This is a genomic window from Promicromonospora sp. NPDC110617, from assembly GCF_055598465.1.
Genome location: NZ_JBVKBM010000003.1, coordinates 285,870 through 300,415, shown reverse-complemented (window position 1 = coordinate 300,415; position 14,546 = coordinate 285,870). Strand labels below are relative to the sequence as shown.

Sequence of the window (14,546 nt, the reverse complement as noted above, 5' to 3'; positions counted from 1 at the left end):
TGCAGCGCCCCCTGGCCCATCGATGAAGTTGTCCTGTTTGAGTAGAATACTACGGGCAAAAGGGGGTAATCGTGCAGATCACAGGGGTGATCCGGGGGGTGAGCCCGGCCGCCGAGCCCACTTCCTGGCCCCGCTGCAGCTGACCGGGTGAGCGGGGCCCGGCGACGGCCGATGTCGGCCGTCGCCGACGAGCTAGACGTCGACGTGGGAGCCGAGCAGCACCGTGCGGTCGCGGGGCAGGTTGAAGTGCTCGGCGGCGTCCGCCGTGATGTAGGACGTGGCGATGAACAGCCGCTTGCGCCAGGCCGGCATCCCCGGCTCCTTGCCGAGCCGGAGCTGGATACGGGACAGGAAGTACGTCGCGTTGTCCAGGTCGAGCCGGCCCTCGGTGTCCTCCGGCCCGAGCTGGGCCAGCGCCGCGGGCACGTCCGGCCGTTCATCGTACCCGAACCGGACGGTGAGGTGCGTGATGCCGTCCCGGCCCTCGCCGAGGTGCTCGACGACCACGCGTTCCTCGTCCGTCAGGCGCGGCACGATGGCGACGTCGACCGCCACGACCGCCACCTGCTCGTGGCGCACGTGGTTGTGCTCGACGTTCGCGCGCAGCGCGAGCGGCGCCGTCTCACTCCCCCGGTTGAGGAAGATGGCCGTGCCGCTGACCACCTGCACGGGCGCCCTGCGGGTCCGCAGCCCGTCCACGAACGCGCGCAGGGAACCCTCCATGGCCTCGCGCTTGGCGCTGACGATCTCGCGCCCGCGCTGCCAGGTGGTCATAACCGTGAACGCGGTCACGGCGATCGCGAGCGGCAGCCAGGCGCCGTGCACGAGCTTGGTCAGGTTCGCCGCGAGGAACAGCAGGTCGATCGTCAGCAGGATGGCGGCGGTCGTCACCAGCGCCCACCGGGGAACGTTCCACGTCTTCCAGGCCACGTAGAAGAACAGGGTGGTCGTGATCGTGATGGTGCCGGTCACGGCCATGCCGAAGGCGTAGGCCAGCGAGGCCGAGTCGCGGAACGCGAAGACCAGGGTGAGCACCGAGACCATGAGCAGCCAGTTGATCCACGGCACGTAGATCTGGCCGTGCTCGGACCGGGACGTGTGCAGGATCCGCAGCCGCGGCAGGTAGCCGAGCTGCGCGGCCTGTGCCGTCACGGAGAACGCGCCGGTGATGACGGCCTGGGACGCGATCACGGTCGCCGCGGTGGCCAGGATCACCATCGGGATCAGCGCCCAGTCCGGCGTCAGCAGGAAGAACGGGGCAGACAGGTTGGCGCGGTCCTGGAGGATCAGCGCGCCCTGGCCCATGTAGCTCAGGGTGCACGCCGGGAGCACCAGGAAGATCCAGCCGACCGAGATGGGCTTGCGGCCGAAGTGGCCCATGTCCGCGTACAGGGCCTCCGCGCCCGTCACCGACAGCACGATCGCGGCGAGCGCGAAGAACGCCAGGTCGAACCGGCCGACCAGGAAGCCCAGCGCGTACGTGGGCGAGAGCGCCTTGAGGATGCCGGGCTCGTTGGCCACGCCCCAGACGCCGCACGCGCCGATCGCGAGGAACCACGTGATCGTGACGGGTCCGAACAGCCGGCCGACGGCCGCGGTACCGAACTTCTGCGCGGCGAAGAGGACCACGATGATCACGGCGGTGACCGGGACGATCCAGCCCTCGAACTCGGGGTTGATGATCTTGAGGCCCTCGACCGCCGAGAGCACGGAGATGGCCGGCGTGATCATGCTGTCCCCGAGGAACAGCGCGGCGCCGAACAGGCCGAGCCCGGCCAGCGTCAGGGCGGTTCGCGTCGACCCGTTCCTGGCCCACCGGCGCAGCAGCGTGATCAGGGCCATGATGCCGCCCTCGCCGTCGTTGTCCACCCGCATCGCCAGCAGCACGTACGTGATGGTGACGATGAGCATCATCGACCAGAAGATCAGCGAGACGACCCCGTAGACGTTCTCCGTGGTGGCCGGCACCGGGTGCGGGTCAGCGGGGTTGAAGACCGTCTGGAGGGTGTAGATCGGGCTCGTGCCGATGTCACCGAACACGACGCCGAGGGCGCCGACGACGGCGGCGAGCCGCAGGGCCTGCGCGGGGCGTGGAACCAGGCCGGGCGGGCGAATTGCAGTAGTCACCCGTGGAACCTAAGGCGGATCCCGCGCGCGACGCGCGGCATTGACGGTTTCTTAACACCCTCCGCGGCACGCCACGGGCGCCGGGCCGGGCCTGGCCCGACGCCGCGAGGGGCTCAGTCGAGCGGCGAGAGGAACTCGCGGAACTCGCCGGGCGTGGTGTGCAGCCCCCAGATGCGCTCGGCGACGGCGTCAGGACCTCGTTCAGGATCGTCGGTGGGTATTGCGCCGGGGATCACGAGCTGCGCCACCCGGATGCCCTCGGGCTCCAGGGCGTCGTGCAGCATCTGCCCGTACGCGCTCTCCCCGGCGAAGCCGATGGACGTGCCCGCGTATCCGGCGCGCGGGCGCACCGACGTGCCGCCGTTGATGAACACGAACGTGCCGGTGCCCGCCTGCCGCATGCCGGGCAGCACCGCGTTCACGGCGGCGACGGGGCCGAGCACGGAGAACCGGACGGCCTCCAGGATGTCCGCCGCGGGGGTCTCCGTGACGGGCCGCAGGTAGTGGCGGGCGGGCAGCGGGCTGTACTGGAGCACGGTGACCGGCCCGAGGTCGGCGGCCGCGGTGGCCAGGGCCGCCGCGAGCGCGTCGGCGTCCAGCACGTCGGCGGCGTAGCCCCGCGCGGTGACGCCGTCGGCCGCCAGCTCGGCGGCGAGCGCGTCGACCTTGTCCTGACTGCGGGAGATCAGCGCGACGGCGAAGCCCTCGCGCCCGAAGCGCCGGGCGACGGCCTGTCCGACACCGGGTCCGGCGCCGATGATGGCGATGGTGGACATGCGACGAGTCCTCTCGTGGGTGATGACTCGACGCTACGTCCGGTGGAGCGGGTCGAACAGGCCCTGTCAGGGCACCCTTCGCCGTGCCCGATCTCGCGGGATCTTACGGCCGAAAGCACCGAAAACACTTTTCACCCCAGGGTGATCCAGAGGGTGAGCGAAGCGGCCCGACTTGCGGGCGTCACCAACGGGTGGTTATGCCGTCTAGCCCCGCGATGGAGACGACACCCGCACAAGACGACGCCCTCGGCACCCTGTGCGCCCGCTGGCGCAGACGCTCGCTCGCCGACGGCTGGCGCATGCCCGACGACTGGCCCGCGCCCGCCGCCGTCCGCCTCGCGGACGCCGTGCTGAACGGCCGCAGGGCCGAGGCGCACGCCGAGGCGCTCGGCGCGGCACGCGCCCTGAGCGGCGTCGGGGTCGCCGAGGGCCTGCGCGACGTCGCGGCTCTCTACGACGTGCACGTCAAGCCCGTGCCCACCTCGGTCGTACTGGCCTTCGCGTCCGGCTGGGAGGCGGCCGACGCCGGTTCGGGCGACCTGCCCGTGCACGCCGGGATGAGCGGGCTGCCCCGGCACGACGAGTTCCTGGCGCGGGCCACTGACGTGCTCGCCGGCGCGCAGCACGCGCGCGAGGGGCGGTCGCCCGTGCTCGTGACGGTGGACGGGCGGCTGGACCAGGACGGTCCTGCGGGCGGGCCGGGCGGCGGCGCCGTCGCCGCGCGGCTCGCCCGCTGGGAGCGTGACGTGCTGCTCGGCGAGGCGGTGCGCCTGGCCTTCGACGCCGACCGGCCGACCGGCTATCACGACGGCGTTGCCGTGGTGCTCGACTGGTCCGAGCCGCGGGGTCAGGTCCGGGCGGCGGTCGAGCTCGCCCGGACCACCCTGGCCCGGCTGTCACGGCACGGGGCGGGCGTGCTCCGCACCCCGGTCCGGATCACGGTACGAGCGTTGCCGGACGACCCGGCAGCGCTGCGGCGGCTGGTCGCCGTGGACGGGGCCGCGTAGTGCGCACGCGGTTCTCAGGCCTGCTCGTGCAGTCGGCGGGCGACCGTCCGCCGGATCGACTCGCGGGCGCGCACGAGCAGAGCCGCGACGGCGTTCTTCGAGATCCCCAGGTCGGCGGCCACCACGGAGATCGACACGCCCTCGAAGACCGTGCGCTCCAGCGCGTACCGCTGGCGGGGCGGGCAGGCGGCCAGGCCCGCCAGCACGTCGGCGAGCTCCAGGGACGACACGACCGAGGACGCGGTGTCGTCGTGTGCGGGCACGTCGTGCGCCTCGTCGATCGCCGCGGTCGGAAGGACCTTCTTCCGCGACCGGTCGGTCGCGATGTTGCGCACCGTGCGGGCCACGTATGTCTTGGCGTGCTCGCGCGGCCCGCGCCCCTCGCGCAGCACCGACAGGATCCGCACGAACGCCTCCGCCGCCAGGTCGTCGGCGTCCGTCAGGTTCCGCGTGTAGCGGCGGGCGACCTTGAGCGCGTACGGGTAGTGCCGCCGCCAGACCAGGTCCACCGCCGCGACGTCGCCGGCGCGGGCCCGGTCGAACAACTCCACATCACCCGGGCCGTCCCGGTCGTCGACCGTGACCGCCGTCGGTCCTACCGGCCCCGGCGAGACCTCGATCGTCTGCCGCCACGCCATCATCGTCACCGACATCCGCGCTCCCCTCCTCGCGACGGCTCGGCCGGCAGGTCCGGCCGAGCCGTCGACGCGCCCGTGCGCGTGCTGGTCCAGACGCGGGCAGCCGGGTGTCGTGTCGCATGCCACAGAGGTGATCCGGAGGGTGATCTGCCTGGTCGGAAGGGGTGTCCGTCACCTCGTTCCGGACGCGCCGTCTACGTCTGCGGCGCTCCCGTGGCGCCGTTGCTGGCCCCGCCCGACCCGGCGGGGGTACCGGAAGGAGATCTCATGCATCGGATGCGAACCCTGGGACGCGTGGTGGCGGGGGTGGGCCTGTGTGCGGGCCTGGCCCTGGCCGCCGGCGCGCTACCCGCATCGGCGGCCCCGGGAACCGGGGACGGCACGACGACGAACCTGCTCTACTCGGTCGACGGCGGAGCGTGGACCGACTCCCCCGTCGCCCAGCGCGGCGACACGGTGACGGCCCGGCTGTTCTACGACACGACCCGCGAGGACACCCTGACCGGGGTCTCGCTGGCCAGCCAGATCCCCGAGGGTTTCACCTACGTCGCGGGCTCGACCCGCAACGTGCTCGCTCCGGGCACCGACGTCCTTACGGGTGCGGTGTCGACCGAGACGAAGGAGTCACCCGTCGCGGACTCGGTCTGGTCCGGCGACACCATCACGGTCTCGCCCTCGGCGGGCTTCCTGGGCGAGCCCACCAGCTCGCAGGCCGGGTACCTGCGCAACGGCGTCAAGCGATACCTGAACCTGCACGAATGCCAGTACTACTCGGCCGCCCGGAACGACTACTACAACAACGTCGTCGACGCCGGCGGGGACTTCCGGGCCGGCACCAACGCGTCCAACACCGCCGACGCGACCCGGGACTGCGGGCCGGGCGGACCCAACTACCCGCTCATGCCCATCTCGTCGGTCCAGAACATCGACCTGCTGGGCAACCGGTACGTCAACCTGCACCAGTGCCAGTACGTGAACCGCACGACCACCGACTACTACAACACCTGGGCGAAGGCCGGCGTGTACGCCACCGGCACCGGCTCCGGGAACAGCCCGGACACGGCCGCCGACTGCGGCCCGGGTACCACCACCTGGGACCCGGTGGACGACTGGTCGTTCGCGCAGGCGCTGGACCTCGTGGACAACCGCTGGCTCAACCTGCACCAGTGCCAGTACTACCGGGCTGATTCCACGGACTACTACTCCGGTCTGGTGAACATGGGCCCCGCGGACTTCCGCTCCGGCACCAACGCGTCGAACAGCGCCGACCCTGCCGTGGACTGCGGACCGGCGAGCGGCCCCTGGGAGCTCGTCGACCGCTGGTCCTTCGCGAGTCCGCTGGATCTCCTGGACACCGCGCGCGGCCAGGGGTTCATCGAGTTCCGGATGACGTCCGAGGTGCCGGAGGCCCCGGCCTGCGGCGAGACCGTCACCGAGCCCGAGCTGGTCTCGGACCGAGAAGGCTCCATGACTGGCACGGGAACGGGCACCCCCACCTCGACCGCGACCGTCACCCTGGCGGAGTACACCGCCACGGGTGAGGCCTGCGCCGAGGTGGTCCTGGTGGACGACTCCGACAGCACCACCCTCGACACCCCCGCCGACGTCGACCTCGTCGGCAACGACACCATCCCGGAAGGTTCCTCCGCACCGGAGGTCGACACGACGACCGCCGAGGGCGGCACCGTCGTCGACAACGGTGACGGCACCGTCACCTACACCCCGCCCGCCGGGTTCCTCGGCACCGACACCTTCACCTACCGCGTCACCGGCCCCGACGGCGTCGAGCACGAGGCCACCGTCACGATCACCGTGACCGAGGACGGCGAACCCCCGGTCCCGATGGTCGGTCCGGCCGCCGTCGTGCTGGCCGGCCTGGCCGGCACCGGACTGCTGGGCCTGCGTCGCCGGGGCAGCAGGGAGGGCGCCTGACGACCTGATCCGCACGGCCCGCCGTGCGACACCGATGCCTCGCCGTCCGCTGGGGGACGGCGAGGCATCGCCGTGCCGGCCCGTCACCACCGCGCCCGTCCGCCGTCTGCCAGGGCGTTCCCACCACCTCGAAGGAGACACCGATGACCACCCCGTCCAGGACCTACGCAGCCGCGGCGCCCGCACCGACCCGGGAGATGAGCGACGGCGAGGTGCTCACCACCGTCGGCGAGCTGCTCGAGCTCCTGCGGCACGACGACACGGGCGCCGAGCTGTCCGGCCTCCTCGCGCGGCTACCGCTCGGCCCGCGCAACCTCGCCAAGATCCTCGGCGCGGCCGCCGTGCAGGCGGCCGAGCTGACGCTCCGGGCGGCGGGCGTCGACACTGCCGTCGCCGAGCACCGGGCGAACGTCGCCGGGGTGAGCCTCGGGTACTACGACCCGCCCGACGACGTGCCCGACTGGGAGAAGGACGCCGGCGCCCTGATGGTCGCGGCATGCGAGTTCGTCCTGGCGGACCGCGGCCAGGACGTGCGGCAGCTCGACGCGCTGAGCGCGCGCTCCCAGGACATCCCACGGCGGGGCACCCGGTACGCGCTGCTCGCGCTCGCCGAGGTGTTCACCCACATCCGGCGGCTCCTGGCGGGCGACCTGCGCGGCGTGGTGCGGCAGTAGTGCGGTGGCAGCAGCGGCCCACCCGGAGGCACGGGGCCGTCATCGCCGTGCGGACGCACCGTCCATCCGAGTGCACGCGACACGACCACAACACGTCACGACGTCGCGAGCACCCACCGAAAGGACACGCACATGAGGACCATCTCACCTCCGAGGGCCGCCGGGGTCACCGGCCGCTCGCTCAGGACGGCCGCCGTCGGGCTGGGCATCGTGCTCGCGCTGGCTCCCGCCCTGGCGGCCTCGGCCGCGCCCGGCACCGGGAACAACACGACGACGAACCTGCTGTACTCCGTCAACGGCGGAGCGTGGACCGACTCCCCCGTCGCCCAGCGTGGTGACACCGTCACCGCCCGGCTGTTCTACGACACCACCCGCGAGGACACCCTCACCGGCGTCTCCCTCACCAGCCAGATCCCCGACGGCTTCACCTACGTCGCAGGCTCCACCCGCAACGTGCTGGCCCCGGGGACGAACGTGGTCACCGGTGCCGTCTCGTCGGAGACGAAGGCATCGCCCGTCGCGGATTCCGTCTGGTCGGGCGACACGATCACCGTCTCCCCGTCGGCCGGGTTCCTCGGCGAACCCACCAGCTCCCAGGCCGGGTACCTCCGCAACGGCGTCAAGCGGTACCTCAACCTCGCCGAGTGCCAGTACCTCAACGCCGGATGGTCCGACCGCCTGGTCTTCCTGTCGTCCGGCACAGGGACCAACGCCGCGAACACGTCCGGCACGGGCGCGAGCTGTGCCGATCGCGGTGCGTCCGCCTACGCCCTCGAAGGGCCGCCGGCGGTCACGTCCGTCGACCTGCTCGGCAACCGGTACCTGAACATCAACCACTGCCAGTACATCAACACCGGTTGGTCCGACCGCATCGTGTACTCGTCCACGGGCACCGGCACCAACACCGCGAACACCTCGGGCACCGGAGCGAGCTGCGCCGACCGCAGCGCGTCGGGGTACACCCTCGAGGGCCCCGGCCCGACCCCGCTCGACCTGGTCGGCAACCGGTACGTCAACCTGAGCGAGTGCCAGTACATCAACACCCAGTGGAGCGACCGGATCGCCTACAACTCGCTCGGCACGGGCACCAACGCCTCGAACACGCCCGGCACCGGGGCGAACTGCGCCAACCGCGAAGGATCCGGCTACACCTTCGAGGGCCCCGGGGTCGTCCTCCCGCTGGACCTGCTCGACACGGCTCGTGGCCAGGGGTTCATCGAGTTCCGGATGACGTCGGACGTGCCGGAGGCCCCGGCCTGCGGGGAGACCGTCACGGAACCCGAGCTGGTCTCCGACCGCGAGGGCGTCATGACCGGCACCGGAACCGGCACCCCCACCTCCACGGCGACGGTCACCCTGGCCGAGTACACCGCGACCGGCGAGGCCTGCGCCGAGGTCATCCTGGTCGACGACTCCGACAGCACCACCCTCGACGCCCCCGTCGACGTCGACCTCCAGGCCAACGACACCATCCCTGACGACGCCACCGGCTGGGCCGTCGACGCCACCAGCACCGAGGGCGGCACCGTGACCGACAACGGCGAGGGCACCGTCACCTACACCCCGCCGGCCGGATTCCTCGGCACCGACACCTTCACCTACCGGGTCACCGGCCCCGACGGCGTCGAGCACGAGGCCACCGTCACGATCACCGTGACCGAGGACGGCGAACCCCCGGTCCCGATGGTCGCCCCCGGCGTCGCGGTGGCCGGGCTGCTCGGCCTCACGGGCCTCGGCCTGCGCCGCCGCACCAGGAAGGGCTGACCCGGTTTCCCGGCGGACCCGACCGGCGATGCCCCGTCACCCCTCAGGGTGGCGGGGCATCGCCGCGTGCACGGGAGCGTCACCTCGGGCGCCGCCCGCCGTCTGCCAGTGCGTACGAAGCCCGTCGCCGGGGACGGAACAGTTCGCGGCCGGCACGGAGAACGTGCCAGACGGGTCGAACCAGGAAAGGAACCAGGATGAGGCACAAGTACGTGATCGGGGGCGTGGCGGCAGGGTTCGCCACGGTCTCGATGCTCACGGCCGGCGCGCTGAGCGCCTTCGCCGCACCCGTCACCGATCCGGTCGGTCCCGGCAGCAGCGGGACCACCACGCACGGCGTTGACTGGACCTCGACCACGGAGATCGTCACGGAGGGGATCATCACCAACGGCGTCGGCATGATGCCGGGGGAGGACGTCACCCTGGCCTTCGGTGAGCCGGTGGACCTCTCGTTCGACGTGGTGAGCCTGCAGTCGAACCAGGCCTCGGACATCGAGTGCCTGACGCTGCCGGCCGGCGCCATCCTCGTGCAGCTCTCGACCTACCACACGTGGAACGCGGCCACGAGGCAGGTCTGCGCGGCACCCGGGAACGCCGCCGACGACCCGGAGGCCGCCAACGACGCGGCCTCCCAGTTCCGGGTCGAGGGTGTCACGTCGTTCACCGCCGCCGCGTCCGGAAGCAACGCCAACCGAGGACGGTGGATCTCGGACCTGGAGGTGACGGTCGAGCGCGCCGAGGCGGTCCTGGTGGACGATTCCGAGAGCACCGCCGTCGACACCCCGGTCGACATCGACCTCGGGGCCAACGACACCGTCCCGGACGGATCGACTGGCTGGGCGGTCGACACCACCACCGCCGAGGGTGGCACCGTGACCGACAACGGCGACGGCACCGTCACCTACTCCCCACCCCCGGGGTTCACCGGCACCGACACCTTCACCTACCGGGTCACCGGCCCCGACGGCGTCCAGGTGGAGGCCACGGTCACCGTCACGGTGACCGACGAGGACGAACCGCCGGTGCCGTTGATCGCCCCCGGCATCGCCCTGACCGGCCTGCTCGGCCTCGGCGGCCTGGGACTCCGGCGCCGCCTCAGGCGGAGGTGACCCACCGCAGGTCCTCCGGAGCGATGCCTCGCCGCCCCCTGGGGGGGTGGCGAGGCATCGCCGTGCGGGAGCCGGTCTCAGCGACTCCTGACGACGAGCGCCACGTTGTGGCCCCCGAACCCGAAGGAGTTCACCAGCGCGACGTCCGCGTCGGTGCCTCGCGCGGAGGTGACGATGTCGTGCGGGATCTCCGGGTCGACCGACCTGATGTTCACGGTGGGCGGGATGACGTGCTCCCGGAGGGCCAGCAGCGCGGCGAGCGTCCCGGCCGAACCGGCCGCGCCGAGCATGTGCCCCGTCATGGACTTCGTGGCGGTGACCGGTGCCGTGATCGCTGCGCCGGTCAGCGCGTCGGACTCGTTGCGGTCGCCCGCCGGGGTCGAGGTGGCGTGCGCGTGGACCAGGCCGACATCGGCCGGCTCGGCGTCGGCGTCGCGCAGCGCCAAGGTGATGGTCCGCGCCTGGTTCGCAGGGTCGGCGTTGACGATGTCCCCGCCGTCGGAGGTGACGGCAGTGCCGTCGATGTAGCCGTGCACGGCCGCACCGCTCGCTCGGGCGTGCTCCTCATGTTCGAGCACGAGCACGACCGCCCCCTCCGAGAGGACGAACCCGTCGCGGTCCTGGTCGAAGGGGCGGGACGCGGTGGCCGGGTCCGGGTTGGTCGACAGGGCCCGCATCTGGGCGAACCCGGTCAGGGACAGCGGGGTGACGCCCGCGTCCGCTCCCCCGGCGACGACGACGTCCGCCCTGCCCGCGCGGATGAGGTCGACGCCGGTCGCGAGCGCCTGCGCACCGGCCGCGCACGCCGTGGTCGGCGCGTGCGCACCGGCCCGCGCCCCGAGCTCGATGGACAGCCAGGCCGCAGGCCCGTTCGGCAGGAGCATCGTCACCAGATGGGGCGAGACCTGCCGCGCCCCCTTGGTCACCCTGACGTGCTCCTGGATCCCGATCGATCCGATGCCGCCGTACGCGGTGCCGACAGCCGTCGCCAGGCGGTCCGGGTCGACCGCCGGCCGCCCGGCCGCCTCCCACGCCTCGCGGCCCGCGAGCAGGGTGAGCTGCGCCGCCCGGTCGAGCCTGCGCCGCTCCCGGACGGACAGCGCCTCGGCGAAGGCGGGATCGACCATGCCGGCGATCCGCACGGGGGCGTTGTCCGCGACGTCGGTGCCGATCCGCCCGATCCCCGATCTGCCGGCCCGCAGCGCCGACCAGGTCGGCTCGACGCCGATGCCGAGCGGCGTCACGGCACCGAACCCGGTCACCGCGACCCGGGTCATCCTCGTCGTCCTGCCGTCGGCCCAGGACCGGTGGTCCTCGTGTTCGCGCACTCAGGTGTCACGACTTCCTCCCAAGAAACGTAGGTGGCTCCGGGCGGACTGCGGCTGGCGCGGGAAGACGTGATCCCGCGAAGTGCCCCCATTCGATCCGTAGGCCGCGCCATCAGTCAACGGCGGGTCACGAGTTCTCATCAGGTCATTCGTCATCAGGTAGCCGGGTGTGGGGAGGTAGCACCACATCTGGTCGAACAACGTCTCGAGGGTGGCCGCGCCTCAGGTCTTCCGGGCACCGCCACCCGTCAGGTCGGGTCCGGGCCGCAGGACCGACGTGCCGGCACGCGAGGCCAGCCCCGCCGCGACCAGCAGGCCGAGGCCCAGGCCGCCGGCCAGGTTGCCTGCGACGACCTGCCGCGACAGCTCGGCGCTCTCCGTCAGCGCAGTACCCGCCACCTGCGTCAGGGCGATGCCCAGCAGCACGAGGGAGACGACGGCGAGCCGCCGGGACGCCGACCCGTGGTGCGGGGCGCGGACGACGGCGAGCGCCACCCAGCCCAGCGCCGCCCACAGGAGCAGGCCGGCGACCACCCCCAGGGAGAGAAAGGAGCCCTGCAGCTCGGAGAAGAGGCGAACCGGGCCGTCCTGGGCGCCGGGGCGGGCGCCGCTGCCCACGGCGTACGAACCCAGCCGGTCGGGCAGGGGTTCGGCCTCTGCACGCACCACCTCGTCGACGAGCCGGTACACGAGGGCCGGGCGTGTGGCGACGTAGCCCCAGACGGCGGCCTGGTCGGTCTCGAGCTCCGGCCACTGCGACCATCCGCGCACCGACGACGCGGACCAGACCGGGATGCCGACGAACTGCGCGGCGTCCGGGGAGATCCCCAGGGACTCGAGGGCGGGGCCCGGGTCCGGCTCGTCGGCGAGCAGCCGCATGGACACGAGGTCCCACGTGTCGACCTTGCGCTGGCCGTCGCTCACGGACGCGAGGGCGACCGTCGCGGGCACGAGCAGCACCAGGGCCGACGCCGCCGGGACGAGCCATCCGGCGCGCCCGGGGAGCCGGCGTGCCCGGACCGCCCGCCGGACGAGCACCGCGCCGAGCGGGAGCACGGCCAGCGCGGTGACGGTCGAGGCCCAGACCAGCGCGCTGCCGCCGACGACGATGGCCACCGCGCCGGCCCACGACCGCCATCCGCGCCCGTCGAGCAGCAGCAGGCCGGCCGTGCAGACCAGCAGGCCGGCGAGGGCCGCACCCTGCGGGTAGAGGCTCGCGGCGTACCCGACGAAGGCGGCGTCCATGACCACGACCCAGGTCAGCGCCCCGGCGACGGCGCCCGCGTACCGCCGTCCGCCGGCGACCCGGCCCACGAGCGTGGCCAGCAGGGCGGCCAGCACGCAGTACCCCACCAGCAGCAGCCGCAGGTCGAGCGCGCCGACGCCGAGTGCGCCCGACAGCCAGCGGGCGAGGGTGAGCGTCACCAGGTGGGGGCCCGTGACGTCGGCGCAGTCGCTGGTGGCGCCGGCGTCGGCCCACCGGAAGATCGCGAAGGAGACGTAGCGGGGCCCGTCGCCGTCGGGCACCACACCCAGGCGGCAGGCGACCGGCCCGCCCGCGCCGTCGTCAGCCAGGCCGACTGCGTGCGGGACGAAGGACCGCACGAGGCCCAGGACGAGGTAGGCGAGCAGGGTCATGCCGACCGTGATGGGCGGTCGCGTGGTCAGGGCGGTCCGAAGCCGCGCGAGACGCGGCTCCGGGGGCACGGGGGTGGTGTCGGGGCGGTGGGCGCCCTGGCGGGGGAAGAGGTGGTCGATGTCCGTCACGCCAGGACTGACGCAGCACCGGCGCCGTCCTGACGGGTGATCTCGGTGGTCGCCGCCGCGGGGTGGTCGCGGTGCCGCACGGTCTTGGCCCAACCCGTCTCGCCCCGCAGCACGCGGGCGAGCGCCATCCAGGCGCAGGCGAACGAGACGTAGTTGGTCACCACCATGTAGTTGCCCATCAGCAGGCCCTGCCAGACGCCGACCCGGCGGTCCCGCCGCCAGTACACCCAGCCCGAGAACACGGCCGGGGCGAACGCGATGAGGTACCAGGCCAGCAGCACGACGGCGGCAGCGCTCGGGGTGGTCACGAAGTCGAGGAGGGCCGAGCCGTTCAGGATCAGGTCGAACAGGCAGTAGTGGAAGAGGATCGACCACGGCAGCGTCAGCAGCCACGGGGACAGACAGTAGAACGAGAGCTCGAGCGCCGCGACGTGCGACATCCGCGCCGAACCCCAGATGTCGGGCAGGCGGGTGATCGCCGTCATGTGCCCCTGGTACCAGCGGGTGCGCTGGCGCAGCAGCAGCGGCAGGGTCTCGACACCCTGCTGGTCGACGGAGGCGAACGGTGTGGTGGTCAGCCGCCAGCCGTGCAGGGCCAGCGTGATCGCCAGGTCGAGGTCCTCGGTGAGCGAGTCGGACCAGGGCCGTTCGCCCGCCTGGTCGAGGGCCGTGAGCCGGGTGAACTGGGCGTTGCCGCCGAGGCTCACGGTGCCGCTCGCCGACCGGCCGATCTGCGTCACGCTCGCCACGCCCCAGAACTCGAAGTCCTGGAAGCGCGTGAGGAACGAGGTCCGGTTGCGGATGCGCACCTGGAGCTGCACGCCGCCCACCTCGGGCGGCTCGAACAGCGGCAGCACGTGTTCCAGCGCCCCCTCGGACAGCCGGCCGTCCGCGTCCATCACGCACACGAGCACCCGTTCCGGGTCCTCGCCGCGCCGTGCGACGAGCTCCCGCACCCGGGTGATGCCGGCGTTCAGCGCCGCGCCCTTGCCCTGCCGGGCGTCGGGCAGCTCCCGGCGGACGACGTGCACGTCCGCGCCCCCGCCCGCTTCGGCGGCGGCGTCGAGCGCAAGCCGGCCCGTGCCGTCGTCCGACCCGTCGTCCACGACGACGGTGGTCGTGCCGGGGTTGATGACCAGCCCGGTCACCGTGCGACGTACCACCTCGGCCTCGTTGAGGCACGGGACCAGGAAGTACACGGCCCAGTCGTCCGACGCCGCCGCGGGCACCAGCCCGTACTCGGCCCGCCCCTGGAGCGCGAGCCGGTGGTCGTGCCGCCGGATCTGGCGGATGCCGGAGACCATCAGCAGCACGAAGTAGGCCATCGAGCTGGCGACGATCATCGTGGCGAGCAGGTTGAGCAGGCCCACGTGTTCCCCGTTTCGTCTGTCTGCCGGGGGCGGACGCAGGGGCGCCCGTCCCCG

General features: G+C 72.7%; 11 protein-coding genes. 5 read left to right on the top strand and 6 right to left on the bottom strand.

What is annotated here, in order from left to right; all coding sequences use genetic code 11:
- Positions 1 to 192 precede the first annotated feature (192 nt).
- Positions 193 to 2,127, bottom strand: coding sequence for a potassium transporter Kup (locus ACZ7LE_RS19055; RefSeq protein ID WP_470404818.1), 1,935 nt, complete (start codon positions 2,125 to 2,127; stop codon positions 193 to 195).
- 113 nt (positions 2,128 to 2,240) lie between these two features.
- Positions 2,241 to 2,903 (bottom strand): SDR family NAD(P)-dependent oxidoreductase, encoded by a 663-nt coding sequence (locus ACZ7LE_RS19050; protein WP_470404817.1) that lies wholly within the window; start codon positions 2,901 to 2,903, stop codon positions 2,241 to 2,243.
- 215 nt (positions 2,904 to 3,118) lie between these two features.
- Here ACZ7LE_RS19050 and ACZ7LE_RS19045 point away from each other — a divergent pair, with 215 nt between their 5' ends.
- Positions 3,119 to 3,910 (top strand): hypothetical protein, encoded by a 792-nt coding sequence (locus ACZ7LE_RS19045; protein ID WP_470404816.1) that lies wholly within the window; start codon positions 3,119 to 3,121, stop codon positions 3,908 to 3,910.
- A gap of 14 nt (positions 3,911 to 3,924) precedes the next feature.
- Here ACZ7LE_RS19045 and ACZ7LE_RS19040 read toward each other — a convergent pair whose 3' ends face one another.
- Positions 3,925 to 4,563, bottom strand: coding sequence for an RNA polymerase sigma factor (locus tag ACZ7LE_RS19040; protein WP_470404815.1), 639 nt, complete (start codon positions 4,561 to 4,563; stop codon positions 3,925 to 3,927).
- A gap of 252 nt (positions 4,564 to 4,815) precedes the next feature.
- On the opposite strand from ACZ7LE_RS19040, the gene ACZ7LE_RS19035 reads away from it, so the two are divergent.
- From ACZ7LE_RS19035 to ACZ7LE_RS19020, 4 genes are all read left to right on the top strand, one after another.
- Positions 4,816 to 6,480 (top strand): Ig-like domain-containing protein, encoded by a 1,665-nt coding sequence (locus ACZ7LE_RS19035; protein ID WP_470404814.1) that lies wholly within the window; start codon positions 4,816 to 4,818, stop codon positions 6,478 to 6,480.
- A gap of 143 nt (positions 6,481 to 6,623) precedes the next feature.
- Complete coding sequence (locus ACZ7LE_RS19030) at positions 6,624 to 7,154, top strand: hypothetical protein (RefSeq protein ID WP_470404813.1); 531 nt, start codon at positions 6,624 to 6,626, stop codon at positions 7,152 to 7,154.
- Between the two features lie 132 nt (positions 7,155 to 7,286).
- Entirely contained in the window at positions 7,287 to 8,918 is a 1,632-nt protein-coding gene (locus ACZ7LE_RS19025; protein WP_470404812.1) for an Ig-like domain-containing protein, read from the top strand.
- 197 nt (positions 8,919 to 9,115) lie between these two features.
- Positions 9,116 to 10,027: an Ig-like domain-containing protein gene (locus ACZ7LE_RS19020; protein WP_470404811.1), complete on the top strand. Its 912-nt coding sequence runs from the start codon at positions 9,116 to 9,118 to the stop codon at positions 10,025 to 10,027.
- Positions 10,028 to 10,104: 77 nt separating this feature from the next.
- Here ACZ7LE_RS19020 and ACZ7LE_RS19015 read toward each other — a convergent pair whose 3' ends face one another.
- From ACZ7LE_RS19015 to ACZ7LE_RS19005, 3 genes are all read right to left on the bottom strand, one after another.
- Positions 10,105 to 11,304 carry a beta-ketoacyl-[acyl-carrier-protein] synthase family protein gene (locus ACZ7LE_RS19015; protein WP_470404810.1) on the bottom strand — a complete coding sequence of 400 codons (1,200 nt, stop codon included), beginning with the start codon at positions 11,302 to 11,304 and terminating at the stop codon, positions 10,105 to 10,107.
- Positions 11,305 to 11,577: 273 nt separating this feature from the next.
- Positions 11,578 to 13,122, bottom strand: a complete 1,545-nt coding sequence (gene wsfD, locus ACZ7LE_RS19010; protein ID WP_470404809.1) for a glycan biosynthesis hexose transferase WsfD — start codon at positions 13,120 to 13,122, stop codon at positions 11,578 to 11,580.
- A complete protein-coding gene (locus ACZ7LE_RS19005) occupies positions 13,119 to 14,492 on the bottom strand; it encodes a glycosyltransferase family 2 protein (protein WP_470404808.1) in 1,374 nt (457 codons plus the stop codon). The genes wsfD and ACZ7LE_RS19005 overlap by 4 nt, the downstream gene beginning before the upstream one ends.
- Between the last annotated feature and the right edge of the window lie 54 nt (positions 14,493 to 14,546).

What these genes read in the sequence shown, in the direction of transcription:
- ACZ7LE_RS19050 (WP_470404817.1), bottom strand. Translation starts at nt 2,903, where the DNA reads ATGTCCACCATCGCCATCATCGGCGCCGGACCCGGTGTCGGACAGGCC.
- ACZ7LE_RS19045 (WP_470404816.1), top strand. Translation starts at nt 3,119, where the DNA reads ATGGAGACGACACCCGCACAAGACGACGCCCTCGGCACCCTGTGCGCC.
- ACZ7LE_RS19040 (WP_470404815.1), bottom strand. Translation starts at nt 4,563, where the DNA reads ATGTCGGTGACGATGATGGCGTGGCGGCAGACGATCGAGGTCTCGCCG.
- ACZ7LE_RS19035 (WP_470404814.1), top strand. Translation starts at nt 4,816, where the DNA reads ATGCATCGGATGCGAACCCTGGGACGCGTGGTGGCGGGGGTGGGCCTG.
- ACZ7LE_RS19030 (WP_470404813.1), top strand. Translation starts at nt 6,624, where the DNA reads ATGACCACCCCGTCCAGGACCTACGCAGCCGCGGCGCCCGCACCGACC.
- ACZ7LE_RS19025 (WP_470404812.1), top strand. Translation starts at nt 7,287, where the DNA reads ATGAGGACCATCTCACCTCCGAGGGCCGCCGGGGTCACCGGCCGCTCG.
- ACZ7LE_RS19020 (WP_470404811.1), top strand. Translation starts at nt 9,116, where the DNA reads ATGAGGCACAAGTACGTGATCGGGGGCGTGGCGGCAGGGTTCGCCACG.
- ACZ7LE_RS19015 (WP_470404810.1), bottom strand. Translation starts at nt 11,304, where the DNA reads ATGACCCGGGTCGCGGTGACCGGGTTCGGTGCCGTGACGCCGCTCGGC.